General features: G+C 58.6%; 25 protein-coding genes and 1 pseudogene. 16 read left to right on the top strand and 10 right to left on the bottom strand.

Annotated features, from left to right (window positions below; genetic code table 11):
* Positions 1-313: 313 nt before the first annotated feature.
* A complete protein-coding gene (locus CF137_RS18540; RefSeq protein WP_101323256.1) occupies positions 314-652 on the bottom strand; it encodes a hypothetical protein in 339 nt (112 codons plus the stop codon).
* Positions 653-730: 78 nt separating this feature from the next.
* Positions 731-1,306: a DNA-3-methyladenine glycosylase I gene (locus CF137_RS18535; RefSeq protein ID WP_139720925.1), complete on the bottom strand. Its 576-nt coding sequence runs from the start codon at positions 1,304-1,306 to the stop codon at positions 731-733.
* Between the two features lie 236 nt (positions 1,307-1,542).
* On the opposite strand from CF137_RS18535, the gene glyQ reads away from it, so the two are divergent.
* The 3 genes from glyQ to CF137_RS18520 all read left to right on the top strand — a co-directional run bounded on the left by glyQ (position 1,543) and on the right by CF137_RS18520 (position 5,306).
* Positions 1,543-2,493, top strand: coding sequence for a glycine--tRNA ligase subunit alpha (gene glyQ, locus CF137_RS18530; protein WP_042021076.1), 951 nt, complete (start codon positions 1,543-1,545; stop codon positions 2,491-2,493).
* Between the two features lie 9 nt (positions 2,494-2,502).
* Positions 2,503-4,572, top strand: coding sequence for a glycine--tRNA ligase subunit beta (gene glyS / locus CF137_RS18525; protein ID WP_139720905.1), 2,070 nt, complete (start codon positions 2,503-2,505; stop codon positions 4,570-4,572).
* Between the two features lie 107 nt (positions 4,573-4,679).
* Positions 4,680-5,306, top strand: coding sequence for a hypothetical protein (locus CF137_RS18520; RefSeq protein WP_139720903.1), 627 nt, complete (start codon positions 4,680-4,682; stop codon positions 5,304-5,306).
* A 1,500-nt stretch (positions 5,307-6,806) separates the two neighbouring features.
* On the opposite strand, the gene CF137_RS18515 is transcribed toward CF137_RS18520, so the two are convergent.
* On the bottom strand, positions 6,807-7,520 hold the full coding sequence (locus tag CF137_RS18515; protein WP_139720901.1) for a hypothetical protein: 714 nt from the start codon (positions 7,518-7,520) through the stop codon (positions 6,807-6,809).
* Positions 7,521-7,732: 212 nt separating this feature from the next.
* Positions 7,733-8,059, bottom strand: coding sequence for a CZB domain-containing protein (locus CF137_RS18510; protein WP_240038574.1), 327 nt, complete (start codon positions 8,057-8,059; stop codon positions 7,733-7,735).
* A 40-nt stretch (positions 8,060-8,099) separates the two neighbouring features.
* Here CF137_RS18510 and CF137_RS18505 point away from each other — a divergent pair, with 40 nt between their 5' ends.
* Positions 8,100-8,726, top strand: a complete 627-nt coding sequence (locus tag CF137_RS18505) for an EAL domain-containing protein (RefSeq protein WP_240038573.1) — start codon at positions 8,100-8,102, stop codon at positions 8,724-8,726.
* Between the two features lie 112 nt (positions 8,727-8,838).
* Here CF137_RS18505 and CF137_RS18500 read toward each other — a convergent pair whose 3' ends face one another.
* Positions 8,839-10,374: an ADP-ribosyltransferase gene (locus CF137_RS18500; RefSeq protein WP_139720897.1), complete on the bottom strand. Its 1,536-nt coding sequence runs from the start codon at positions 10,372-10,374 to the stop codon at positions 8,839-8,841.
* 198 nt (positions 10,375-10,572) lie between these two features.
* Between CF137_RS18500 and CF137_RS18490 the strand changes: the two genes are divergently transcribed.
* Both CF137_RS18490 and CF137_RS18485 read left to right on the top strand, forming a co-directional pair.
* Entirely contained in the window at positions 10,573-10,929 is a 357-nt protein-coding gene (locus CF137_RS18490) for a CesT family type III secretion system chaperone (RefSeq protein ID WP_101323267.1), read from the top strand.
* A gap of 149 nt (positions 10,930-11,078) precedes the next feature.
* Positions 11,079-11,573: a DM13 domain-containing protein gene (locus CF137_RS18485; RefSeq protein WP_101323251.1), complete on the top strand. Its 495-nt coding sequence runs from the start codon at positions 11,079-11,081 to the stop codon at positions 11,571-11,573.
* Between the two features lie 76 nt (positions 11,574-11,649).
* Here CF137_RS18485 and CF137_RS22415 read toward each other — a convergent pair whose 3' ends face one another.
* From CF137_RS22415 to CF137_RS22340, 3 genes and pseudogenes are all read right to left on the bottom strand, one after another.
* Positions 11,650-11,973 (bottom strand): CZB domain-containing protein, encoded by a 324-nt coding sequence (locus CF137_RS22415; protein ID WP_275066022.1) that lies wholly within the window; start codon positions 11,971-11,973, stop codon positions 11,650-11,652.
* A gap of 159 nt (positions 11,974-12,132) precedes the next feature.
* A pseudogene (locus CF137_RS22410) lies at positions 12,133-12,654 on the bottom strand (methyl-accepting chemotaxis protein); the annotation flags it as partial.
* A gap of 15 nt (positions 12,655-12,669) precedes the next feature.
* Positions 12,670-13,914, bottom strand: coding sequence for a methyl-accepting chemotaxis protein (locus tag CF137_RS22340; RefSeq protein WP_240038571.1), 1,245 nt, complete (start codon positions 13,912-13,914; stop codon positions 12,670-12,672).
* A gap of 343 nt (positions 13,915-14,257) precedes the next feature.
* Between CF137_RS22340 and CF137_RS18475 the strand changes: the two genes are divergently transcribed.
* From CF137_RS18475 to CF137_RS18465, 3 genes are read left to right on the top strand one after another with little or no spacing between them, the layout of a single operon-like run.
* On the top strand, positions 14,258-14,929 hold the full coding sequence (locus tag CF137_RS18475; RefSeq protein ID WP_139720895.1) for a CsgG/HfaB family protein: 672 nt from the start codon (positions 14,258-14,260) through the stop codon (positions 14,927-14,929).
* A 10-nt stretch (positions 14,930-14,939) separates the two neighbouring features.
* Positions 14,940-15,293, top strand: coding sequence for a DUF4810 domain-containing protein (locus CF137_RS18470; protein ID WP_139720893.1), 354 nt, complete (start codon positions 14,940-14,942; stop codon positions 15,291-15,293).
* The gene (locus tag CF137_RS18465; protein ID WP_139720891.1) at positions 15,290-15,943 is read left to right on the top strand and encodes a DUF799 domain-containing protein; all 654 of its coding nucleotides are present in this window, start codon (positions 15,290-15,292) and stop codon (positions 15,941-15,943) included. Before CF137_RS18470 ends, CF137_RS18465 begins: the two co-directional genes overlap by 4 nt.
* A gap of 131 nt (positions 15,944-16,074) precedes the next feature.
* On the opposite strand, the gene CF137_RS18460 is transcribed toward CF137_RS18465, so the two are convergent.
* A complete protein-coding gene (locus CF137_RS18460; protein ID WP_042021087.1) occupies positions 16,075-17,079 on the bottom strand; it encodes a substrate-binding domain-containing protein in 1,005 nt (334 codons plus the stop codon).
* Positions 17,080-17,513: 434 nt separating this feature from the next.
* Between CF137_RS18460 and CF137_RS18455 the strand changes: the two genes are divergently transcribed.
* From CF137_RS18455 to glpG, 7 genes are all read left to right on the top strand, one after another.
* The gene (locus CF137_RS18455; protein WP_042021088.1) at positions 17,514-18,635 is read left to right on the top strand and encodes a branched-chain amino acid ABC transporter substrate-binding protein; all 1,122 of its coding nucleotides are present in this window, start codon (positions 17,514-17,516) and stop codon (positions 18,633-18,635) included.
* 67 nt (positions 18,636-18,702) lie between these two features.
* On the top strand, positions 18,703-19,629 hold the full coding sequence (gene livH / locus CF137_RS18450; RefSeq protein ID WP_139720890.1) for a high-affinity branched-chain amino acid ABC transporter permease LivH: 927 nt from the start codon (positions 18,703-18,705) through the stop codon (positions 19,627-19,629).
* Positions 19,630-19,729: 100 nt separating this feature from the next.
* The gene (locus CF137_RS18445) at positions 19,730-20,998 is read left to right on the top strand and encodes a high-affinity branched-chain amino acid ABC transporter permease LivM (protein ID WP_042021092.1); all 1,269 of its coding nucleotides are present in this window, start codon (positions 19,730-19,732) and stop codon (positions 20,996-20,998) included.
* Between the two features lie 100 nt (positions 20,999-21,098).
* Positions 21,099-21,872, top strand: coding sequence for a high-affinity branched-chain amino acid ABC transporter ATP-binding protein LivG (gene livG / locus CF137_RS18440; protein WP_042021094.1), 774 nt, complete (start codon positions 21,099-21,101; stop codon positions 21,870-21,872).
* 21 nt (positions 21,873-21,893) lie between these two features.
* Positions 21,894-22,595: an ABC transporter ATP-binding protein gene (locus tag CF137_RS18435; protein WP_042021096.1), complete on the top strand. Its 702-nt coding sequence runs from the start codon at positions 21,894-21,896 to the stop codon at positions 22,593-22,595.
* 122 nt (positions 22,596-22,717) lie between these two features.
* A complete protein-coding gene (gene glpE, locus CF137_RS18430; protein ID WP_068979270.1) occupies positions 22,718-23,041 on the top strand; it encodes a thiosulfate sulfurtransferase GlpE in 324 nt (107 codons plus the stop codon).
* Complete coding sequence (gene glpG, locus CF137_RS18425; protein ID WP_139720889.1) at positions 23,038-23,871, top strand: rhomboid family intramembrane serine protease GlpG; 834 nt, start codon at positions 23,038-23,040, stop codon at positions 23,869-23,871. The genes glpE and glpG overlap by 4 nt, the downstream gene beginning before the upstream one ends.
* A gap of 69 nt (positions 23,872-23,940) precedes the next feature.
* Here the strand turns inward: glpG and CF137_RS18420 are convergent, their stop codons facing one another.
* A complete protein-coding gene (locus CF137_RS18420) occupies positions 23,941-26,361 on the bottom strand; it encodes a VolA/Pla-1 family phospholipase (RefSeq protein WP_139720923.1) in 2,421 nt (806 codons plus the stop codon).
* Positions 26,362-26,380 lie beyond the last annotated feature (19 nt).

Below are 26,380 nucleotides of genomic sequence, written 5' to 3'. Positions count from 1 at the left end.
CAACTCAAAACGGGAAGGCGCGCATTCTACCCCAGCCGCGCGCCAAGGTGTGACGTCAGGATGTCGACTACGCCCCAATCCCGCAAATCGGCCTATTATGGCAAACCACACTGGACCTCACCTGAACCACCCCATCCCCCGACCCGCACCGAGAACTGCAGAAGATCGCCCACGACACAGGCCATGACACCTGTAAAAAAGGCTCCCGATTGCGAGGAGCCTTTTTATCGCCGGATGAGCCGCAATGCGGTCTCAACATGGCTGTTGCACGGTGGGCAACGGTGAACAGAGCGATCCCCCCCACTGGCCAGCATCAGCGACGGCGGATATCCCGCGCCTCTTCACGCACGTCTTGCTTGAACTGGCGCTTGTCCTGACGGCAGTCGACGTTGTTCAGGTACTCTTCCTGACGGCAATCCTGCTTGGTATCGCGGGCTTGCGGGCGGCCATCCTGACGCACATCACGGGCATCATGGCGGGCATCCTGATGACCGTTGTAGCTATCCTGACGAACGTCACGGGCGTCGCTACGACCATCCTGACGAATATCGCGCGCCTCTTTGACAGCCAGCGCCGGCAGTGAGGTCAACAGGGTGGCACAAGCCAGGATCAGGGCACGACAAGCGCGTCCGCGAACAGTGATGAAAGACATGAATGACTCCTTAAGTTGGGAGCGAGATTCTGAACGCCCATCACTGTATACCGACTGAACCGGATGCAACAAAGAGGCTTAACGTGGTGTCTTTTGACACTCTGCGTGGCAAGGACAGCTGACCAGATGATCGTTCACCATTCCCACCGCCTGCATAAAGGCGTAACAGATGGTGCTGCCGACGAAGTTGAAGCCGAGCTTCTTGAGCGCCTTCGCCATGGCATCCGACTCCGGTGACGTTGCCGGAATATCGCCGTTACCCTGGCGCTGGTTGACCATGGGGGCACCGCCGACAAAGGCCCACAGGTAATCGGCAAAGTCGATGCCCTGCTCCTGCAACGCCAGATAGGCGCGGGCATTTCTGATGATCGACTGCACCTTGAGCCGGTTGCGGATAATGCCGCTGTCCTGCATCAGCCGCTCCACATCCTGTTCGTCGAACCGGGCGATCAGTTCGGGATCAAAGTCGGCATAGGCACGGTAATAGCTCCCGGTGCGCTTGAGGATGGTGAGCCACGACAAGCCCGCCTGCTGGCCGTCGAGGCAGAGCTTGGCAAACAGCTCACGGGGGTCATAAACCGGCCTGCCCCACTGCTGGTCATGGTATGCAATATATTCCGCATCACGGGTCACCCAGGCACAACGCAGTTCCATCTCATTCATCTTTGGCTATCTCCTCTCTTCTCACTGATACCCGATATCCTCCCACCCCGTGGGCAGATCATCCCGTGATCATCCGGCGCCAACCCGCCGCTAACCCGTCATAACGGGGCGCCATCTCGCGAATCCCCAGCAATTTCGCCTATTATCCGACCATGCCAGACGGTATACTCCCTCGGTTCACATTCAGCAAATCTTGCTCTGATTTTCACTTCGCGCGAAAAAAAATTATGCAAAAATTCGATGTCAAAACCTTTCAGGGCCTGATCCTGCAGCTGCAGGACTATTGGTCCCGCCAGGGCTGTACCATCATTCAGCCGCTGGATATGGAAGTGGGTGCCGGTACCTCCCACCCCATGACCTGTCTGCGTGCCCTGGGCCCGGAGCCCATCGCCTGCGCCTACGTGCAACCGTCCCGCCGTCCGACCGACGGCCGCTACGGTGAAAACCCCAATCGCCTGCAGCACTACTACCAGTTTCAGGTGATCATCAAGCCCTCCCCCGACAACATTCAAGAGCTCTACCTCGGCTCGCTGCAAGAGTTGGGTCTGGATCCGCAAATCCACGACATCCGCTTTGTGGAAGACAACTGGGAAAACCCGACGCTGGGTGCCTGGGGTCTGGGTTGGGAAGTGTGGCTCAACGGCATGGAAGTGACTCAGTTCACCTACTTCCAGCAGGTTGGCGGCCTCGAGTGCAAACCGGTTACCGGCGAGATCACCTACGGTCTCGAGCGTCTGGCCATGTACATTCAGGGCGTAGACAGCGTCTACGATCTGGTCTGGTCTGATGGCCCGCTGGGCAAGACCACCTACGGCGACGTGTTCCACCAGAACGAAGTGGAGCAATCCACCTACAACTTCGAACACGCCGATGTAGATTTCCTGTTCCACTGCTTCGAGCAGTACGAGAAGGAAGCCCAACACCTGCTGGCACTGGAAAAACCGCTGCCGCTGCCTGCCTACGAGCGCATCCTCAAGGCCGCTCACTCCTTCAACCTGCTGGATGCCCGCAAGGCCATCTCGGTCACCGAGCGTCAGCGCTACATCCTGCGCATTCGCACCCTGACCAAGGCCGTGGCCGAGGCCTACTACGCCTCCCGCGAAGCGCTGGGTTTCCCCATGTGCAAGCGCAGCGACGAAGAGCGCCAGCGTCGTGACAGCAACGAGCAGCAAGGTTAAGGAACGGACATGGCACAACATACATTTCTGGTAGAGATCGGTACTGCTGAGCTGCCGCCCAAAGCCCTGCGCTCCCTGGCCGAAGCCTTTGCCGACAACCTCAAAAGCGAACTGACCAAGGCCGATCTGGCCTTCGCCGGTGTCGAGTGGTTTGCCTCACCGCGCCGTCTGGCACTCAAGGTGAGCGAGCTGGCTGGCGAGCAGCCGAGCAAGAGCGTCGAGAAGCGCGGTCCAGCCGTCTCTCAGGCGTTCGATGCCGAAGGCAAGCCGACCAAGGCTGCCGAAGGCTGGGCCCGTGGCAACGGCATCACAGTTGCTCAGGCCGAGCGTCTGGTCACCGACAAGGGTGAATGGCTGGTTCACACCGCCAAGGTCGAAGGCCGTCCGGCTAAAGAGCTGCTGGGCGAACTGGTTGCGGCTGCACTGGCCAAGCTGCCGATCCCGAAAATGATGCGCTGGGGCGACAAGACCATCCAGTTCGTGCGTCCGGTGTTCACCGTGACCCTGCTGCTGGATGGGGATCTGGTTCCCGCCACTATTCTGGGTATCGACTCTGCCCGCACTATTCGCGGTCACCGCTTTATGGGCGAGCCCGAGTTCACCATCGACAACGCCAGCCAGTACCCGCAGATCCTGCAGGAGCGCGGCATGGTGATTGCCGACTTCATGGCGCGCAAGGCCAAGATCAAGGCTGACGCCGAAGCGGCCGCTGCCGCCTTCGGTGGCGTTGCCGATCTGGATGACGCCCTGCTGGAAGAGGTCACCGCACTGGTCGAGTGGCCGGTGGTGCTGACTGCCAACTTTGAAGAGAAGTTCCTGGCCGTGCCCGCTGAAGCGCTGGTGCACACCATGAAGGGTGACCAGAAGTACTTCCCGGTCTACGACAAGAACGGCAAGCTGCTGCCGAAGTTCATCTTCGTCACCAACATCGAGTCGAAAGACCCGAGCCAGATCATCAGCGGCAACGAGAAGGTGGTTCGCCCCCGTCTCTCTGACGCCGAGTTCTTCTTCAAGACCGACCTCAAGCAAACTCTGGCCTCCCGCCTGCCGCGCCTTGAAACCGTGCTGTTCCAGCAACAGCTGGGCACCGTCAAGGCCAAGGTTGAGCGCATCGAGACCGTCGCCGGCTTCATCGCCGAGCGTATCGGTGCAGATGTCACTCAGGCCAAGCGTGCCGGTCTGCTCTCCAAGTGTGACCTGATGACCAACATGGTCGGCGAGTTCGCCAGCACCCAGGGTGTCATGGGGATGCACTACGCCCGTCACGATGGCGAAGACGAAGTGGTGGCCGTGGCCCTCAACGAGCAGTACATGCCGCGCTTCGCCGGTGATGCCCTGCCGTCCGCTCTGGAAGCCTGTGCCGTCGCGCTGGCCGACAAGCTCGATACCCTGGCCGGTATCTTCGGCATCGGCATGCTGCCCAAAGGTGACAAGGACCCGTTCGCCCTGCGTCGCGCCGCCATCGGTGCCCTGCGCATCATGACCGAGAAGCAGCTGGACCTGGATCTGGTTGAACTGGTTGAAGAAGCGGTACGCGTCTACGGCGACAAGCTGACCAACCAAACCGTCGTTACCGACGTGGTCGACTTCATGCTAGGCCGCTTCCGTGCCGCCTATCAAGACGAAGGCATAGGTGCCGACGTGGTGCTGGCCGTGCTGGCCCGCCGCCCGACCCGTCCGCTCGACTTCGATCGCCGCGTCAAGGCCGTCAGCCACTTCCGCACTCTGGATGCCGCACTGGCACTGGCTGCCGCCAACAAGCGCGTGAGCAACATTCTGGCCAAGGTCGAAGGCGAATTGCCGACTGCCGTCAAACCGGAACTGCTGGTCGATGCTGCCGAGAAGGCGCTGGCCACCCAGGTTGCTGAACTGCAAGCCGAACTGGCCCCGCTGTTCGCCGCCGGTGACTATCAGGCTGCCCTCACCCGTCTGGCCGCCCTGCGCGAGCCGGTCGATACCTTCTTCAACGAAGTCATGGTGATGGCCGACGACGAGGCCCTCAAGGCCAACCGTCTGGCGCTGCTGAACAACCTGCGCAACCTGTTCCTGCAAGTCGCGGATATCTCTCTGCTGCAGTGATCTTGGTTGGGTTGATTGATATTAAAAACGGCGCCGCGAGGCGCCGTTTTTTGTTTATATAGCGCCATCACATCTATATAGTTAATTAAAAGTTCATGGGGGCACATATGGTCAAGTTATCTTCAGAATTAATGAGCCTTTTCAAAATCACAAATGATGATGTTTCTATATATTTAGAAAACAACGCTGGATTTTATGGTTTACATGAATCAAGAATAAGCAGCTTACTTTTCTCACAATTAACAAATGCGATAAAAAATAGAAAATTCAGCTCCTTTGCAGTTACTGATTTAATGCAGGCGATTGACGGTGTAAACCATCGGCATGTCGTAGAAAACAGATTCAAACATCCTCCATTGCAAGGGTTTTATAAATCCCATTTTATAACCCCCGCATTTATCATGAAAAATCTAATAAATGAATGGGGGCTGAATTTTGAAAACAGCAAAAAATTTGATACCCTTTGCAAAAAGATTATTTCGGAAGAGGAAATAAATCCATCAAAGCATGGATGGCAAGATCGATTCGCACATGAGTTTGTCATTGAAGGCTATAAAAACAGAGCCAACAAGAACAACCTTACTGGTGAATGGTTGATTTATTCAAAGTATAAAGGAATGAATATTTTTCTATGCTTGGCATCTCACTCTTCTAACACTCAAGACGACTTTTTAATATATAAAACCATGAAGCACTTCTGTGCCAAAGAATTTCCGTTTCTATTCAGCTCGTAGGTTCGATTAGCCGTCAGGCGTAATCGGACGTTCGCGTACATGGATTCTCCCACCATAAAGGCCATCCGCATTTTCCCTCCGACTGGCCCACAGCAACAGCCGGAACAACGACTTCTCTGCTTGCAGATTTACTTAGCTTGCTTCAAAAGAAGATTTACAAAAAAATCATTAATGATATATTTAATCAGCGTAATTATCATGTTGATAGTTATGGCGTTTACCTTTTCAGGAGTTGATTTATATCATTTACTCCTAATTAGGTGATAGGAGACCTATGATGGACACACTGTTCATTGACGGGATGATGTTTGTTTTTGTTCGTCTAATATAGATGATTATCAATTCCATTTTGTTTTTATAGACAGGTGTGGATTTTGATTTGATTCATAACGATTTAGCGATGTTTCTTATTGAGATACTGATAGTTATCCCTCTATTTGAAATTTTCAAAAATAAACTCATGTAATTTCAAAGTCTCTAGATATCTAGAGGCTTTTTATTATTTGGCTCGTAGGTTCGATTAACCGTCAGGCGTAATCGGACGTTCGCGTAAATGGATTCTCCCGCCATAACGGTCACCCACATTTTTCCTCCGACTGGCCAACCCTGACTCGGGGCAACAGCCTCTCGTTCGTCCGATTACGCTGCGCTAATCGAACCTACATAAGGCGGTGAGATATGGTGCATGCCGGTCGGTGCCGAACATCGAGAAGCCCAACATTGACCTTGGGTTGGCATAACACCCCCTCATCCCCAACCCTTCTCCCGCAAGGGGAGAAGGGAGCAATGCCACCCCCGACACCCGCCAGATACCGTAGGTTCGATTAGCCGTCAGGCGTAATCGGACGTTCGCGTAAATGGATTCTCCCGCCATAAAGGCCAGCCACATTCCCCCTCCGGCTGGCCGCCCCTGTTCCACGGCAACAACCGCAATCAAAGCCTCTCGATCGTCCGATTACGCTGCGCTAATCGAACCTACATAAGGTGGTGAAATATGGTTGATACCGGTCGCTGCCGAACATCGAAAAGCCCAACATTGACCTTGGGTTGGCATAACGCCCCCTCATCCCCAACCCTTCTCCCGCAAGGGGAGAAGGGAGCAACTCGTAGGTTCGATTAGCCGTCAGGCGTAATCGGACGTTCGCGTAAATCAATTCTCCTACCAAAACGGTCACCCGCATTTCCCCTCCGGCTGGCCACACCTGACTCACGCCAATAACCGGAACAACAGCTTCTCGATCGTCCGATTACGCTGCGCTAATCGCACCTACATAAGGTGGTGAGATATGGTTGATACCGGTCGCTGCCGAACATCGAGAAGCCCAACATTGACCTTGGGTTGGCATAACGCCCCCTCATCCCCAACCCTTCTCCCGCAAGGGGAGAAGNNGGTGGGCATCCTCCGCCAGCATCTAGCCCCGGTTGTTGCCGTAGGTCAACGGTGGCCAGCCGAATATCCCCCTCCGGCTGGCCACCGTTGACCTACGGCAACAACCGGGGCTAGATGCTGGCGGAGGATGCCCACCGTACCAGCAGCGGGGTTTCGCCGCTGATGCGGGCCACGTCGAGCTTGAGCTGGTCAACCCGTGCCGGATCCTGCTCGCACAGATAGAGGAAGTAGTGGGGCTCGCCATCGCGGTTCTTTTTCACCGCCTCGAAGGTGACATTGTGCTGGCGCGCCCAGCGGCGCCACTTCTCGACGTTATCCGCCTGTTTGTAGACGCCGATCTTCAGCTTGGCTGGCTTCTGGCCGGGAGCTACTACCGGCTGGGGGATAGCGGTCTCGCGCGGTGGAAAGGCCAGCTCCATGATATAGAGGGGGTCGGGCTGATCAATGGCGGCCACGCCAAACTCCGCCAATGGCTGCGGCTCGTTGACCACCAGAGGAAGTGCCGCAAGGTGCAAGCGGGCAATAAAAACCAGCGAGGCCACCAGCGCCAGGCTGGTACAGATCAGCGCCCCGACCAGCTTGTTGCTGGCGCGAGCAGGCAGTGGCTGCGTAACCGGCACCACCACAATCGGCGGAGCTGACAGTGAAGCGGAGCCTGATTGAAACGATGGGAGCGGCGGCTCAGCAAGCACAGGCGCGATGGGCGGCTCGCTGGGTGCCTCACGCGCTGGTTCGGCGGGCGGCATAGTCTCGGGTTCGTCAGACGGCATCTGCGGGATCTGGCGTTCAGGCATGGACAGCAGGGATTTGTTGGTCGGTTTCACTCTCTCGATTCCACGTTCGGCAACTGGCGCAGGGTTGTCAGGCTCTCAGCCACCCGGCAGGTGCCACATCCGGCCACCAGCTCGGCGCTGGCAGCCATTATCCCGCCCCCCCTTGTACCGGAGCTTAAGGAGCGGTCGATTTTCGCGCGGCCAGCACCATGAAAAAGGGCTGACATCACTGTCAGCCCTTTGGCTATCCGGCCCGAGCGTGCTTAGCGCTCCGGCTTGGTCATCTCCTGCAACAGCTGATCGATGCAACCGACCACTTTCTCGGAGTTGTGCTCGATCTCCCGGTAGAGGGCCTCCGCCTCGTCGTGTTTGTGTTGGTTTTTCAGCTCTATGACCTGCTGGATCACCTGATGCAATCTGGCGTGGGGGGTGGCGATCGCCTTGAAGGCCGGTTGTGAACTGCAGCAAGATGCCCCCTCGCTGAAGTACCAGCGGCCGAGACGGCACTCCTTGTCACTGACCGCTTCGCTGCGCGACAGCCCCTCCTGCCCATCCAGATAGGCACGCACCCGGGTCTTCCAGCCCATCATCGACTGCCACCACCGCACTCTCTTCGGCAATGAGGCGCTGGTGCGGGGGATCAACAACGAACCGGGGCAGAGCGTGATCGCCCGGGTCAACGACGACAACCGCTACCGCTTCGATCAGCCGTGTCGCATCAAGGCCATCGCGCGGGCGGCACGGCTCGGGATGAAGGGGATGCTGAGCATCAATTTTCTGCCCAATGCCGTCTACCGCCCGGAGCGCTGCATCCGCACCACCCTGCAGGCGGCCCGCGAGCACCACTTCCCCATCGAGCAGATTATGTTCGAGCTGACCGAGGTGGAGCAGGTGCGGGATAGCCAGCATCTTCGCGGTATCGTCGATCACTATCAGGCGCTCGGCTTCAAGACGGCGATCGATGACTTTGGCGCCGGTTACTCGGGCCTCAACCTGCTGGCCGATTTTCGGCCCAATATCGTCAAACTCGATATGCATCTGCTGCTCGGCATCGACCAGGACCCGACCCGGCAAGCCATAGTGCGCCATTGTCTGGCGCTGTTTGCGGAGCTGCAGATCCCCCCGCCGGCGGAGGGGATCGAGACCCGCGAAGAGATGGCTTGCCTGCGAGAGCCGGGCATCAGCCTGATGCAGGGCTATCTGTTTGCCCGCACCGGCTTCGAAACCCTGCCCGAGATGGATTTCGCCAGTCTGTAAGCCATATCGGCATGCCCTCATCCCACTCCCGCCTGAATAAGAAAACGGACACCCGAGGGTGTCCGTTTTTATGTCATATCACCTTGCCCCGAGGGGTTTGTGTACAGGCGGTTTACAGATAGCTCTCATCGACGCCGATATGGGCCAGTGCAGCCAGTTCGAGCGGCGTCAGCTGATCGACAGAATCAATCTGGGACGAATCACTGTGAGCTGACAGGGGCAGCGCGAGGTGCTCCTTGATCTGGTCGATCAGTGTGCTCACCACAGTGCCCATACGGGTCAACCGGGAGGTCAACACGGCCTCTGGGCCGGTCTCGCTATCGGCAAAGGGCGAAACCAGCTCAACCGCAAGACCACAGATGCCCTTCACCCGATCACCAAAAGCCCCTTCCAGCTGTTGCAGCACCTGCCGCGCTTCGCTGGCGCCGAGACGCGCCACCGCCGCCTTCATGTTGTCACCATCAAAGCGCTGCCGCGCCCCGGCATCGAGCCGATCTTCCGGCTTGCCAGCGGTATGGTCAGCCCACGCCTGATCGCCCTGACTGGCAAACTGCATCAGACCGCCCAACACCAACCGCTGGTTGGGGCGCGCCGAGGCGAGGCTGTCGAGGGCATGACCAAGGGAAGATCCCTTGGTGTCGCTGCCGCTGGCCAGCGAAAGCGCCAGTGTGCGCAGGGTTTGCAGATCGCCACGGGTCTGCAATTTGGCCATGTGGGAACCATTGATGGAGCCATCGGCAATATGTTGATGCAGGGCATTGAGATCGCTGCTGCTCAGGGTCACCTCGGTCGAGGTTTGATCCCGCAGCAGGTAGCTGGCCTGATAACTGATAAGATCCAGCGCCAGCTTGTAGCCGGTAGCTGGGGTCTGGCGTTCCATGGCGACCTGTTCGCGAGCGGCCCCTTTGCTCTCACCGCTTTGGACGGGCGCCGCATCCGCAGTTGTGGTCGCGCTTTGCGCCGGTTCACCAGCGATTTCAGCCTTGACGGCCCGCTGCAGGTCGGCCACTTCACCCATCGCGGTGTGCAGCTGGCTCATCGCCTCCTGCAACAGTTCGGGAGTGGCGCTGGCGAGCAGCTCGGTCACCTTGCCCCCCACCGTACCCCACTGCTGGAGCGGGATACCTGCGATGGGGCGGGCCAGCAGCTCGGCAGCCAACTCCCGGAGTTGCGGCTGCTGAGAGCCGATGACAACGGCCTGCAACGCGGTGCAGAGAGAGCGCAGGGGGCCGTTGCCGGTCGCCAGAGTGGCGTGATCCTTGCCCAATTGTTCGGCTGTGATGTTGTTCAACACGTCCGCCTTGGCGAAGCCACCCAGCGAGCTACCAAATGCAGCCTGCTTCATCAGACGCTGAAGATCCTCGGGGGATGCGGCGGTTTGCGCCTTCGGCGCAGCGGCACGTTTGTCCGGCCCCAGCAGGTTGCCGATCCACTCTTTCAGGGCCACAAACGGGCGAGCCAGCTGGGCCCCCAGTCGCGAGAGCAGCCCCTGCCCTTTTTGCGGTTCGCTGCGGCTGCCCAGCAGGATCGCATCTTGCCCGGTGGCGATCTGACGTACATCCAACTGGCCCATCCGGCCAACCCCGGTGGTGGCATCACTGTGGTGAGCGACGGCCTGCAAGCCGCCGGTGTGTGTTTGAATCTGCATGATGATTGTCTTCTTGTGATGTTTCGCCGCCAGTCTAGGAGAGGCCATCAACAGGGACTATCGGGATTGGTCGCGATTTTTGTACTGAGCGCGGTGCGCTATCTCGCTGACCGGAAAGCTAAAAAAAGAGAGCCACCATTAACAGTGCCGCGGGCGGCGACCTGCTCTAATGGCACCATCATTAATCTGGAGCCATCAATGAACTCTCTTTATCACGCCGCCATCCACCAGCTATTTCTCTCCCTCTCCCTTCCTGCGCCGCAACAGGAGGAGAGCGTCACCAGCCTGCAGATCGGCGAACTGACCTGCCATCTGACCGAACACCCGGCCGACTATCTGCTGATGTTTACCCGCCTCGACGCGGCCACCAGCGCCCAGGCCGCCGCCCAGAACCTCTTCAGTCAGGATCCGTGCAAGCCGGTACTGGGTTTCGATACCGAGAGCCTGACACCGGTGCTGTGGAGTCGTCAGCCCTTGCAGCAACTGGATCGCGCCCAGATCCACCACCAGCTGGAACAGCTGGTCCATGCCGCCAGCGAGATCAACAAAGGCTAGGACGGCACCTTCCGGCCTAGCCTCATTAGCATAACGGTAACTCGCGACACGACAGTGTGGGCAACCACGCCTCTGACATGAGCAAACTGGGCAGCGGGCACCCGTGCTGGTATGGTTTTCCTACCAATTCATCACTGACCGAGACACCCATGCAACGCAAAACCATGGCCCTGTTGTTGGGCACCCACTTGCTGGTCGCAGCCGCGGGCTTTGCTGCCGGGATCTACGCCCTGCCGATCCTGATCGCGCCACCCGCGCCTGATACTGAGCAGGTAGCGGCCAGCCAGCAGCAAGCGAGATTCCACGGCACCTTTCGCCGGGATTTGAAAGACAGCGATCGGCTGCACTGGGGGGAAGGCAAAGTGAGCATAGGGCCGGATGCCATCAGCCTGATGGGCAAGCTGGCCCCCGGGCCGGACTACCAGCTCTACCTCTCACCCGAATTTATCGAGACCGAAGCTGATTTTGCCCGTCTTAAGGATCAGATGGTGCGGGTCGGGCCGGTGAAGACCTTCGACAACTTTATCGTGCCGCTGCCTGCTACGGTCGATCCGGCCCGCTACAGCAGCGTGATCGTCTGGTGTGAAACCTTCGGCCAGTTCATCACCGCCGCCCGTTATCAGGATCAGCGCCCGCTGCAGTAAGCTCGCGCCCCTGACCGGCACCATGAAAGAGGGCTGACATCGCTGTCAGCCCTTTGGCTATCCGGCCCGAGCGTGCTTAGCGCTCCGGCTTGGTCATCTCCTGCAGCAACTGATCGATGCAACCGACCACTTTCTCGGAGTTGTGCTCGATCTCCCGATAGAGGGCCTCCGCCTCGTCGTGTTTGTGCTGATTTTTCAGCTCGATGACCTGCTGGATCACCTGATGCAATCTGGCGTGAGGGGTGGCGATCGCCTTGAAGGCCGGTTGTGAACTGCAGCAGGATGCCCCCTCGCTGAAGTACCAGCGGCCGAGACGGCACTCCTTATCACTGACCGCTTCGCTGCGCGACAGCCCCTCCTGCCCATCCAGATAGGCACGCACCCGGGTCTTCCAGCCCATATGGGCTGCGCGGGCGCGAGTCAGCACCATCTGCACGTTGGAACCATCCTGGAACTGCCCGGCCAGCTCCCCCAGCTTGTCCACCAGAGTCGCCACATGGGTGGCAATCTGGGCGGTATCCCGCGCCACCAGCGTGGTGGCCTGAGAGATCTCGTGGACGCTGACGATATTGCGGGTGATCTCGTCGCTCACCGAGGATTGCTCCTCCGAGGCGGTGGCGATCTGGGCGTTCATATCGCGAATGCTGTTGACCGCCCCCTTGATCCGGCTGAGGGCCTCCCCCGCCTGATTGGCCCGCTCCACCGATTCCCCCGCCTGCGAGACGCTGTGCTCAATCATGGTCACCGTCGCGCCCACCGCTCGTTGCAGCTGCTCGATGGTGCCACGGATCTCGGCGGTGGAGTGCTGGGTGCGGCCCGCCAGCGAGCGCACCTCGTCGGCCACCACCGCAAAACCGCGCCCCTGTTCACCGGCGCGGGCCGCCTCGATGGCAGCGTTGAGGGCCAGCAGGTTGGTCTGTTCAGCGATGGACTGGATCACCGCCAGCACCGAGCCAATCTGCTCGCTGGCCTTGGCGACCTCTCTCACCGTGTTGCCCGCGCTGGCAATCTCCTCGGCCAGCTGTTCGATCATGCTAACGCTCTGCTGCACCACCTCATCACCGGTGACCGCCTGATTATCCGCCTCGCTGGCCGCCTAGGCCGCCTGCACCGTGTTGTGGGCCACTTCGTGCACCGTGCTGGTCATCTCGGTCATGGCGGTGGCGAGCTGGGTGGTCTGCTCCTGCTGGCGCGTCATGCTGCTGAGGTTGCCCGCCGCGCTGCGCGACAGCCGCTCGCTCTCGCCAGCCAGTTCGCCCAGGGTGGTGGTGAGCTGGCTGATGGTGTCGCGGATCTTGGCAACGAAGACATTGAACGCCGACCCAAGGCGGCGGATCTCCTCCGGCCCCGCAACCGGCAGCTTGCTGCCGAGATCGCCGGAGCCATTGGCCAGCGCCTCCAGAGCCTTGACGCTGTCGAGCAGTGGACGGCTCAGACGCGCCAGCAGCAGCACCAGAGCCATCGCAATCAGGGCGGTGCCGAGCAGGGCGATCATCACCATCTGCCAGCTCTGGCGCGCTAGTGCAGCGGCAACCCCGCTGTGATCCCGCGCCAGTTCGATCACCCCGACCGCCTTGCCGGAGAAGTCGCGCAGCGGCGCCGCCATCACCAAAAAATCGCTCCCCTGCTGCTTGATGGTGGTGAAGCGGCTCTCCCCCGCCAGCACCCCCTGATACCAGTCACCGGACTCGCCCAGCATGGAGGTGCCGGTCAGCAGCACGGGTTTGCCCTGTTCAAACAGATAGATGGCGAGCCGACTGTCCTTACCCAGCAGATCAGCAAACAGCGAGGTGTCGAGGGCGCGGCCAAACTCCACCGAGCCGACCGGTTGACCGTTGAAGGTGACCGGTACCACGCCGCGGATCCCGGTGCCGCCCTGACCGGTTTCCAGCCCGCCCACCGGTTGATGGTTGCGGTTCACCTCGACCACCGCCAACCGGGTGGTAGAGAGGTCGTCGCCATGGTTCGCGGGCTTATGCACCCGATAAAGGGAGGTGGCCGGGGGAATGTGGAAGTGGAACTGCTGGATCCCTTGTGCCTTGAGGGCAGGCCAGAGCGGGTCGAACAGGCTGGCGAGAGCCTGCCAATCCTTATCGGCCACCGCCTTGGCGGCATCCGGCCGCTGGGCGATCAGGGTCGCCGCCAGCATGGTTTCATGGCTGGCATTGCGGATCACCGATTCGATATTTTGCAGCTCGGTTTGCAGTGCGCCCTGTTCGGCCGTCACCGCCCGCTGGCGGTTTTCAAACAGGTTAAAGGTAAGCAGCACCACGGCGAGCAATACGATGCCGCTGATTGCCAGCAGCGTGATCTGGTGACCCAGCTTGCGAGGGGGGAACATAAGACACCATCCTTGACAGTCATACCCAACCTACAGCATGGAACGGATAAGATGGGAACCCATCAGAACTTAACCCTTTGTTGATATTGATCAAACGAGGGGAATATTTGTCATATGGGCTGGAATTTGATCTTGGTGCATAAAACTGACGGTTATAACTCCCACAGAGCGATCAAATTGCAAAATTTAGAGATATCCCCCTACAGCCCCACCTTGGTTACCAAGGTACGACAAGGAGTTTTATTGAGGCTCCCAGCTGAAACGGTTCCGTTGGGAAACTTGCTGGTGTACGATACAGCCCCCACAAAAAAACATTAATAATCATAAACTTAATAAGGCTGTCATGACAAAGTATCACATTGTTGCTGTGACTATCGCAGCAAGCTTGACACTTGCGGGTTGTGCAAGCGAATCCTCCCGAACACTTGAAGTTGCCAAAGTGACTTCTTACCAGACCCAATACCAAGGCACTCGCAGCCCAATTTCTGTGGGCAAGTTTGATAATCGTTCAAGCTACATGCGCGGTATCTTCTCCGATGGTAACGACCGCCTCGGTAGCCAAGCCAAGACCATCCTGATCACCCATCTGCAGCAAACTGGCCGTTTCAGTGTTCTGGACAGAGCCAACATGGAAGAGTTGCAAGCGGAAGCCGGGTTCAAGAAAGAGACTCAGACGCTGAAAGGTGCCGATTACGTCGTCACTGGCGATGTCACTGAATTTGGTCGAAAAGCGGTGGGAGATCATCAGCTGTTTGGCATTCTCGGCCGGGGAAAATCACAGATCGCCTATGCCAAAGTCAACCTCAACATCGTCGATGTCAAAACGTCAGAAGTTGTTTTCTCGTCACAAGGAGCAGGCGAATTCGAGCTTTCCAACCGCGAAGTCATCGGTTTTGGTGGCACGGCCGATTATGACTCCACGCTCAATGGCAAGGTGCTCGACCTGGCGATTCGTGAAGCCGTAAACAATCTGGTCGCAGGCATCCAAAACGGTGCCTGGCAACCGGCTCGCTAAGGGGGAATCAATGAACAAAATACGTCAAGGGCTCTGTCTGGCTGTTGCCCTCTTCAGCTACGGTTGTGCGACCCCACCCAAGCCTCTGTACAACTGGGGTGAATATCAGGATTCGGTCTACCAGAACCTTGAAGACCAAGATAACGGTGAACAGATCGATCGGCTTGAGAAAAATCTGCAAGAAGCCAATGGCAAAGGGGAAAAGGTGCCGCCCGGTTTCCATGCTCATCTGGCCATGCTTTATGCCCAGCAGGGGCGCGATAACCTCGCACTGGAGCACTTCGAGAAAGAGAAACAACTCTTCCCCGAATCAACCACTTTCATTAATTTTCTGCTCAACCAGAAGAAAGGAGCAGCCAAATGAAAAAGTTACTGATTGCCCTGATGGGCTCACTGCTGCTGGCGGGCTGCGCATCCCAACAAGCTGCATATGACTATGCAGCCTTTCGGGAAAGCCATCCGACCTCCATTCTGGTTTTGCCCCCCGTAAACCACAGTCCGGATGTCAAGGCGGGCAACAGCCTACTCTCCCAGAGCACCATGCCACTGGCCGAGTCTGGCTATTATGTTTTCCCGGTCTCACTGACCAACGAAACCTTCCGTCAGAACGGCATGACTGTTGCGGAAGATATCCACTCTCTGCCCATCAGCAAACTGCATCAGATTTTTGGTGCTGATACCGCGCTCTATCTGGACATCACCGAATATGGCACCAGCTATATGGTGGTCTCGAGTGAAACAGCCGTGACAGCGAAAGCAAAATTGGTGGACCTGCGTAACGGCAAAACCATATGGGAAGGTACGGCGCGCGCTTCAAGTGCAGAACAAAAGTCTAATGGTGGTGGTAGCCTGGTTGGCATGCTGGTCGTTGCTGTCGTTGACCAGATCACCAACACAGTGATGGACAAAGGCCATGATATCGCAGGGATAACCAGTGTCAGACTGCTGAGCGCAGGTATGCCCAATGGAATCCTGTATGGCCCCTACTCACCGAAATACAGCACACAAAAATAACCCTTCCTGCTCCCGACAGAAGTCAGGATAGGCTGGGCTGCTTGGGGAAAAAACCATTTGCACTCTGGCCTGCGCAAACAAAAACCCCCTCGTGACTGAGGGGGTTTTTCATTGGGGCAATAGAGGTGTGCTTAACCCAGCGCTTTGACCGAGCGACGGATGATCAACTCGGGCTGTACCGTCATTGATTCGACATCCAGCTCTTTGTTGCGGATCCGGCTGACCAGATGCTTGACCGCCAACAGACCGAGTTCTGCCTTGGGATGACGGATGGTGGTCAGCGGCGGGCTGGAGAAGCGGGCCATCGCCACATCGTCATAGCCGATCACCGAGATGTCATCAGGCACCTTGACCCCGGCTTCCCAAGCGGCACAGATCGCACCGATTGCCATCGGATCGTCGAACGCGAACACCGCGGTCGGCCGGGGCTGCAAGGCCAGGATACGCTGCATGGCATCGAAGCCGCTCTGGCTCTCGTAATCCCCTTCAAAGATCTGTTCATCTTTGAGGGTCAGACCGTGCTCACCCAAGGCGTCGCGCACCCCGTCCAGTCGCTGCTGGGTGGTCTCTTTAGAGACCTGACCAGTGATACAGACGATATCGGTGTGCCCCAGTTCCAGCAGATGGCGCACAGCCATGCCGGCACCGATGCGAGCGTTATCGTTGATCACGTTGGCGAAATCGCACTCCGTACCCCAATCCAGCACCACCTGTGGCACATGTTTGTGGATGCGCAACATATCGCGCAACGGAGTATCGATATCAGTACCCAATACCAGCAGGCCATCCACCCGTTTTTCCATCAGCATTCTCAAGTAATGCTGCTGGCGGGGCGGCTGGTTTTCGGTGTTGCAGAGGATCAGGCTGTAGCCCTGTTCGAAGCAGTACGCTTCGACCCCTTGCACCACTTCGGCAAAGAAGGGGTTTACGCTGGTGGTCACCAGCATGCCAATGGTCTTGGTCGAATTGATTTTTAGACTGCGCGCTACCGAGTTGGGCGCGTAGTTGAGTTCTGCCACCGCCTCAATCACTTTCTGGGTCGCGTCTTCGCTGACCCGCCGAGTGTGGTTGAGCACATGTGAGACGGTGGAGATGGATACGCCTGCGCGAGAGGCGACATCCTTGATAGTGGCCATCTCAGTCTCCTGACTGTCAAAGGCGGAACATTAGCAGATTTCCCGAATAAAGGCTTGGTTTTAACGGGCTCGGCCACGGAATTGTCAATGCTGGCTAATCTATGCGCCCATTTGTATTTGCGCAAATTAATTGTGGTCAAAATGGGAGCGCCATCAGGGTAAATTATCACCAGATTAATCCTCTGGCGTTTAACGAACCAGCAACTGGTTGCAAAGATGTTAAGTGCCTAAATCAATATTAAATTCCAATCAAACTAAAATAATAGGTCATTAGTTTCAAAATACCCCCATCCAACCCCCTCTGGTTAGTATCTTTAACAGCTTGTTATTGTCCCGTGAGGAATGATAGAACCTTATCTACTGCCGGACATGTGGGATCAAGATCCGGAACAAGGTACGGAAATGAAATAATTCACTGATTAAGGGACGAATCAATGCATAAGTTGAGCAAAATAACAGTAAGCGCAGCGGTTTCTTTGGCTCTGTTTGGATCGATCTCCATCGCCAATGCAGCAGACACCATCAAGATCGGTATCGCCGGTCCGGTCACTGGCCCGGTCGCCCAATACGGCGACATGCAGTTTACCGGCGGCAAGATGGCGGTAGAGCAAATCAACAAGGCTGGCGGCATCGCTGGCAAGCAGATCGAGGCGATCGTCTATGACGATGCCTGCGATCCCAAGCAAGCGGTGGCCGTCGCCAACAAGGTGGTGAATGACGGCGTCAAGTTCGTGGTCGGTCACCTCTGTTCCGACAACACCCTGCCCGCTTCCGACATCTATGAAGACGAGGGGATCCTGATGATTACCCCCGCCTCCACCAACCCCAAGATCACCGAGCGCGGTTACCAGCTGACCCTGCGCACCATAGGTCTGGATAGCGATCAGGGCCCGACTGCCGCCAAGTACATCATCGAGCAGGTCAAGCCCCAGCGCGTCGCTGTTATCCACGACAAGAAGCAGTACGGTGAGGGGATCGCCTCCAGCGTCAAGGCATCGCTCGACAAGGCGGGCGTCAAAGTGGTGGCCTTTGAAGGGATCACCGCCGGTGACAAGGACTTCTCCGCCCTGATCGCCAAGCTGCAGAAAGAGAACGTCGATTTCGTCTATTACGGCGGTTATCACCCGGAGTTGGGGCTGATCCTGCGCCAATCTGCCGAGAAAGGGCTGAAAGCCAAGTTCATGGGGCCGGAAGGGGTGGGTAACAAGGATATCTCCGCCATCGGCGGCCCGGCATCCGAAGGGCTGCTGGTCACTCTGCCGAACAAGTACGATCTGGTCCCTGCCAACGCCCCGCTAGTTGCGGCATTCAAGGCCAAGGGTCAGGACTCCTCCGGCCCGTTCGTCTGGACCACCTATGCCGCGGTGCAAACCCTGGCTGCCGGTATCGCCAAAGCGGGTGAAGATGACCCGGCCGCCGTTGCTGCCGCCATCAAGGCAACCCCGATCGATACCGTGATGGGCAACCTGAACTGGGCACCGAACGGTGACCTGAAAGGCTTCGAATTCGGGGTGTTCCAGTGGCACGCTGACGGTACCTCCAGCCAAGTCAAATAATCTGCTGATTTGGGGGTGAGTGCGCTCACCCCCTCCTCTCTTTGCGGGCAAGTACAGGGAACGCAGTATGTCCGAACACCTTCTCTATCTGGTTCAGCAGCTGCTGAACGGATTAACCATAGGCAGCACCTATGCGTTGATCGCCATCGGCTACACCATGGTCTATGGCATCATCGGCATGATCAACTTCGCCCACGGCGAGGTTTACATGATCGGCTCCTATGTCGCTTTCATGGTGATGGCGGGGCTCATGATGATGGGCATCGACAGCACCTTTCTACTGCTGGGGGGCGCCTTCCTGGTCAGTATCGTCATCACCGGCACCTATGGCTGGAGCATCGAGCGGGTCGCCTATCGGCCGCTGCGCGGCGGTAACCGGCTGATCCCCCTCATCTCCGCCATCGGCATGTCGATCTTCTTGCAGAACATGATGCGGATGGCCCAGGGCTCGCGGGATATCGCCATGCCCACCTTGATCTCCGGTGGCTGGACCCTGGGGAGCGAGGATGGTTTTCAGGCCAGCCTCTCTTACATGCAGCTGATCATCTTCGTGGTGACCTTCATCACCATGCTGGCGCTGACCCAGTTCATCAACCGCTCTCGCATGGGCCGCGCCTGCCGCGCCTGTTCGGAAGATATCAAGATGGCCAACCTGCTGGGGATCGACACCCACGTGGTCATCTCCATCACCTTCGTGCTGGGGGCCGCACTGGCCGCCATCGCCGGGGTGCTGCTCGGCATGTATTACGGCGTCATCAACCCCTACCTCGGCTTTATGGCCGGTCTGAAAGCCTTCACGGCGGCGGTATTAGGTGGCATCGGCAGCATTCCGGGCGCCGTACTTGGCGGCCTGCTGCTGGGGGTGGTTGAAGCGCTCACCGCCGGTTATCTCAGCACCGAATACAAGGATGTGATGGCGTTTGCCCTGCTTATCTTTGTGCTGCTGTTTATGCCCACCGGCATTCTGGGCCGCCCGGAGGTAGAAAAAGTATGATGAAACATCCATTCACTCATGCAGATACCACCACTCTGATACTGCTCTCTCTGCCCAACAGCGGCTCTCGGGGTCGCCCGCAACGTTCGGAGGTGAAGGCATGAAAAGCCAATTCATCCACGCCAGCATCGCCAGTCTGGTGTTACTGGTGCTCTCCTTCTGGCTGCTCGGCTTTCGTTTTGAGTCAGAGGGGGGTCAATTACTGATCGTCAGTCGTCTCGATGTGTCGCTGGCCTGGCTGCTGGGCGGCGCCACCCTGGTGTTCTGGTTCCAGCTGATGCGCGGCCAGATCAGTCGGCTGTTCCACTCCTCCATCAGTGGCTTCTCGGTCGGCTTCACCAAGCTGGTGCTGCCAAGTCAGGAGGAGGCGCCACGGCTCTATAACACCACTGCGGTGCTGGTGCTGCTGTTTGCGGTGCTGTGGCCCTTTATGGCTTCGCGCGGAGCCATCGATCTGGCTACCCTCACCCTGATCTACATCATGCTGGGGCTGGGGCTGAACGTGGTGGTCGGTCTCGCCGGTCTGCTCGATCTCGGCTATGTCGGTTTCTATGCGGTCGGCGCTTACAGCTATGCCCTGCTCAACACCTATTTCGGTCTGAGCTTTTGGGAATGCCTGCCTATCGCCGGAATGATGGCCGCCACCTTCGGCTTCCTGCTCGGCTTTCCGGTACTGCGGCTACGGGGGGATTATCTGGCCATCGTCACCCTGGGCTTTGGCGAGATCATCCGTATCCTGCTCAACAATATGACCTCCCTGACCGGCGGCCCGAACGGGATCTCCGGCATCCCGAAACCGACCCTGGCCGGGCTGGAGTTCAACCGTACCGTCAAGGATGGCGGCTGGGAGACTTTCCACGAATTTTTTGGCATCACCTATAACGCCAACCACAAGGTGATCTTCCTCTACCTGATGGCGCTGCTGCTGGTAGTGGCGACCCTGTTCGTCATCAACCGTCTGCTGCGGATGCCGCTCGGCCGCGCCTGGGAAGCGCTGCGGGAAGACGAGATCGCCTGCAAATCGCTGGGGCTCAACCCCACCATCATCAAGCTGACCGCCTTCACCATAGGCGCCACCTTTGCCGGTTTCGCCGGTAGCTTCTTCGCCTCGCGGCAGGGCTTTATCAGCCCGGAATCCTTCGTCTTTATCGAGTCGGCCATAGTGCTCGCTATCGTCGTGCTGGGCGGTATGGGCTCCCAGATCGGGGTGGTGCTGGCCGCCATCGTGATGACGGTGCTGCCGGAGCTGGCCCGTGAATTCAACGAGTACCGCATGCTGATGTTCGGCCTGTTGATGGTGTTCATGATGATCTGGCGGCCACAAGGATTGCTGCCGATGACCCGTCCGCATCTGGAGTTGAAAAAATGAGTACACATCAGAAGTTATTGGAAGTCTCTGATCTGTCGATGCGCTATGTGGCTGAATGGCTGGCAGTGACTTGCTCCACCTTGAATAGGGAGCTGAAAAAATGAGTGCCAATCAGAAGTTATTGGAAGTCTCTGATCTGTCGATGCGCTTCGGTGGTCTGCTGGCAGTCAACGGGGTCAAACTGGATATCGACAAGGGCGAGGTGATCTCCATCATCGGCCCAAACGGCGCGGGCAAGACCACCATCTTCAACTGCCTGACCGGCTTCTACAGCCCAAGTGGCGGCACCATCCGCTACAAGGGTGAGGAGATCCAGGGGCTGCCCGGCCACCTGATCGCCCGCAAGGGGATAGTGCGAACCTTCCAGCATGTGCGGCTGTTCAAGGAGATGACAGCGGTGGAGAACCTGCTGGTCGCCCAGCACCAGCACCTCAACACCAACTTTATCGCCGGTCTGTTCAAGACCCCGGCCTTCCGCCGGGCGGAGCAAGAGGGGCTGGAGCGAGCCGCATTCTGGCTGGAGAAGGTGGGGCTCACGGATCTTGCTAACCGCGCCGCAGGCAATCTGGCCTATGGCCAGCAACGCCGCCTCGAGATCGCCCGCTGCATGGCAGCCCGGCCCGAGCTGTTGATGCTGGATGAACCGGCTGCAGGCCTCAACCCGAAAGAGACCGACGAGCTGGATGAATTGATCACCTCTTTGCGGGACGAATTCGGCGTCTCTGTGCTGCTGATCGAGCACGATATGAAGCTGGTGATGGGCATCTCCAACCGCATCTTCGTGGTCAATCAGGGCACACCGCTGGCCCATGGCAAGCCGGATGAGATCCGCAACAATCCGGCAGTGATCAAAGCCTATCTGGGCGAATCGTAGGCATAGGCATTAGGAGTCACGATGTTAGAACTTCGCAACGTATCGACCCACTACGGCAAAATTCAGGCGCTGCACGATGTCAGCGTCGAGGTAAAAGAGGGGGAGATCGTCACCCTGATCGGTGCCAACGGCGCTGGCAAGACTACCTTGCTGATGACTCTGTGTGGCGAACCCAAGCCCAGCAGCGGCTCCATCTGGTTTGAAGGGGAACAGATCAGCTCCCTCACCACAGCCCGCATCATGCGCAAGGATATCGCCGTGGTGCCGGAAGGGCGCCGCATCTTCGCCCGCCTGACTGTGGAAGAGAACCTGTTGATGGGGGCCTTCTTCGTCGACAAGGCCGAACAGCCCGCCTTGCTGGATCAGGTGTTCACCCTGTTCCCGCGGCTGCACGAACGACTGCAACAGCGGGCGGGCACCATGTCTGGCGGCGAGCAACAGATGCTGGCCATCGGTCGCGCCCTGATGAGCAAACCGCGCCTGCTGCTGCTGGATGAACCCTCGCTGGGGCTGGCCCCCATCATCATCCAGCAGATCTTCGACACCATAGAGCAGTTGCGCCAGAAGGGGATGACCATCTTTCTGGTGGAGCAGAACGCCAACCAAGCGCTCAAACTGGCCGACCGCGGCTATGTGCTGGAGAACGGCCATGTGGTGCTGCAAGACACCGGGGCCGCCCTGCTGGCCAACCCGGCGGTGCGGCAGGCTTATCTCGGAGGCTGAGCCCGGAACGACGATGACATAACGACAAGGGAGCCGCTGGCTCCCTTATCTTTTGTGGGGTTAGTTTGCGCCCCTGCTTGCGGTACACTGACCGGCAATCAACCTATTCGCAGGACATTTCAATGGACCAGTTTGCCCATATCAGTGCCCATGATGCTCACCAAAAACTGAGCGCCGGTGATGCTCGACTGGTGGATATTCGCGACCCGCAATCGTTCGAAACGGCCCATGCGGTCGGCGCTTATCACCTCACCAACGGCTCCCTGGTGCGCTTTATGAATGAAGTGGATTTCGATACCCCGGTCATAGTGATGTGCTATCACGGCAACAGCAGTCAGGGGGCCGCCCAGTACCTGCTGCAACAGGGCTATGACGAGGTCTACAGCATGGATGGCGGCTTCGAGGCGTGGCGCCGGGAGTTTCCCATCGAGGCAGGCGAGGCATGATCCAGCTACTGGTGCTCGATAATGCCCGCATGGCGCAAGCGCTGGTGGATTACCTCACGACCCTGGGCATCTCCTGCGAGCTGACCCAGTCAGAGCTGGGGGTGACCATCTGGCTGGCGGACGAGCAGCGCCTCGCCCAGGCCCAGCTGGAGGTGAAGCGCTTCCTGACCGAACCAAACCACCCGCGCTATATGGAAGCCTCCTGGCAGTCTGGCCAAGCCAATGCCCGTATCGACTACAGCAAGGGGATGATGGATCCGGTCACCGATTTTCTCCATCAAGCGGGGCCACTGACCCTGGTGGTGATCATCGCTTGTCTGGCCATCTACGGGATCGAGGCCATCGGCCTGCCAATCTTCGACGAGCTGGCGTTCCACCCGACCTTGACCCAGTTCACCGACTGGCAGGCATGGCGCTATTTCACCCCCGCCCTGATCCACTTCTCGGTGCTCCATCTGGTGTTCAACTTGCTGTGGTGGTGGTATCTGGGGGGCCAGATCGAGCAGCGCCTTGGCAGCGGCAAGCTACTGATCTTGCTACTGATCGGGGCGGCCTTGCCCAATATCGCCGAGTTCTTCGTCAGCGGCCCGCTGTTTGGCGGCCTCTCCGGTGTGGTCTATGCCCTGCTCGGCTACTGCTGGCTGCGCAGCAAGCTGCAACCGGCCTGTGGCCTGACCCTGCCACCTGCACTGATGGGCTTTATGCTGTTCTGGCTGGTGCTCGGTTTCTTCGACATGCTCGGTGCCAAAACCGCCAATATGGCTCATCTGGTCGGCCTGCTGGTCGGCCTGCTGCAAGGCTGGCTGGATAGAAACCACCAACCTGCCTGAGATGTGCAAGCTGCCTGCAGAAACAACAACGCCGCCCCGAAGGGCGGCGTTTTTTTACGCGATAGGCAGTTACTGCTTGATCAGGGTGTCGTCGGTCACCTTGACCGCCGCACCGCCACTCATAAAGAAGCTGGCGAACTGGGTCTGGATCTCGGTGGTGACCGCGCCAGCCTGATCGAAGTTCTCGTCAGGGGCCAGCAGCGAGCTATGGCCCCCTTTCAGGAATCGCGCAGCATGATGACCCGCCGGGAGCACGCCGGAACCCTTCAGCTCTTGCAAACCCAGCACCCGAAACAGTGGCTCGGTGCCACCCAGCGGCGCGGAGGCGATGCTGTTGGGGATCACCTGGTCCGGCAAGCTGAGCGCACCATCGCCAACAATTTCGGTGGCGAACAGCGGGAAGTTCTTGGCGACGCCACTGCCCAGATTGATCGGGTCGGCAGAGTCCAGCACCGACTGGGCGGCAAAGGTATAGCTCTGCAGCGTGCTGGCCGCACCCGCCTGAGTGACCGCATCCAGACTGGGCAGGAACTCGTTGACGAAGCAGTTGGCGGCTGCCGTTTTGCAGTTCGGTGCATAAGCGGTGAAACCCGCTTTGAGCTCCGGACTGCCCGAGGTGAGCACGCTCATCTTGATGGTCGGCCCGAAGCTCGGCGAGTTGAGCAGCAGCGGCGCTATGCCGCCACCCGGCATCGCCAGACCGCCGGTATCGAACTTGAACAGCGCATCAGCCTGGACACTGCCGGTGGTCTGGTTGGCTACCGCCAGCAGATTGGCTCCGGCAATCGCCCCCAGCGAGTGGCCGAGGAAGTGCACCTTCAGACCGGCACCGCCCAGTTGACCACCCAGCCCCCTGGTATTGGCCAGACCGACTGCCAGTCGCAGCCCCAGCAGATCGGCCACACTCTGTTTCAGGTTGTCCCGCGCCACCGTCAGATAGCCCAGATTCAGGTAGGGAGTCGGGTTGTCGGAGGTGGTGACGGTATCCGTGCTACCACTCAGGGCAAAGCCACGCTCACCGTGCAGCGGATGATCGATCACCACCACTGCGACACTTTTACTGGCACTCAAACCTGCGCCAATCTGCCCCAGCGCCAGCGCATAGGCGTTCTCCTTGATGGAGGTGACCCCGTGCTGATAGATGATCACATCGGTGACATTGGCCAGTGGCCCGGCGGCAAAGATCCGCAACGGAACCGATTGCACTTCGGTCAGGGTCGGCAGCGGGTTGAAGCGGCCGATATTGCGCTCGGCATCCAGCGGCTTGCCGCCAGAGGTGATAGTCACTCCGATCAGTTTGCTCGCCTCGGTCAGCAGTGCGCTCTGACGGCTCGGGTCGGCCATCAGCTCACCCAACAGCGCCGGATCCACACCCGCCCCGACCAATCCACCGATCACCTCGCTGTCACCCGCTTTCAGCGCGTTGGCGATGGCATAGAGGCTGGGGATGGCGCCATGCCAGGATTGGGTCTTGGCCTTGTCCCATGAACCGGCTATCGCTGGGGTAGAGAGGAAGTAAGGGAGCTTGACGGTGCCGGTGTAAACCTTGGTCTGGTTGGCGACAGCGGTAAGCTGCGTACTGTTGGCAATAGTGGTTGCCAACAAGCTCTTCTGATCTGAAGGCAGGAACGGCTCACCGGCCAGCTGGGTCAGGAAATCCACGCCGCCATTAAGGCCGCTGATGGTATAGGTTGCCGGCAAGCTGGTATTGCCTTTGGCGTCCTGCGTCCACAGCGACGCGGCGTCCAGGCTCGGGCTCTGCAGCACGGACGCGGCGGCCCCCTTCACCGCCAGCAGTACATCGGCGCCAGATTGGGTGGCAAACCAGTCGGAGAAGATCACCCGATCGCTGGTGATCCCGGTGGCCTCCTTGAACAGCCCCTCCTGCAGCGTAATCAGACCGTTGATGGCCTGATCCTGCGCGCTACTGCCTGCTGTCGATTTGAAGCTGCTGTAATCACCACCGGCTTTCAGCGGTGTCCCCAGACTGTCCTTAAGGGAGTCGGTCGCCACGATCATGTAATAAGAAGAGGGATTGAGCGGCTTGAGCGGTACCAGATTGAGTTTGCCGCCGCCATCGCTCACCACAAAGTCGGTGCCATAGGTCAGAGGCTGGTTGTTCTTCACTCCGACGGGTCGCTGAGTCACCGGATCCAGCACCAGCTCCAGCAGATAGAGTGGCGCAACGGCAGAGGCATACTCACTGGCCGCCGGTGCCGGCACAGATACACCGGTCACGGTCGCCGGTACCAGCTGGACAGGTTGCGTCGTTGACCAGCCATCCAGGGTGGAGAGCGCAGACACCGGATTGGAGAGATCCTGCGTCTCTGTTGCAAACTTCAGGGTGCCGTCGCTGGCTCGGGGGGCCAGCACGCTCGGGCGGAGGCCGCTGGCGCCACTCAGGGCATAGTCGAGGGAGCTGGTGGTATCGCCCTTGTTTTCATCTCCCCCACATCCGGCCAGCAGGGCGCTGACAACGGCTGCATAAATTAGGGGCTGTCGTCTTGAA

Source organism: Aeromonas sobria, from assembly GCF_006243315.1.
Taxonomy (GTDB): Bacteria; Pseudomonadota; Gammaproteobacteria; order Enterobacterales; family Aeromonadaceae; genus Aeromonas; species Aeromonas sobria_A.
The sequence above is the reverse complement of the archived record's forward strand: the minus strand, read 5'-3'. Positions and strand labels throughout refer to the sequence as shown.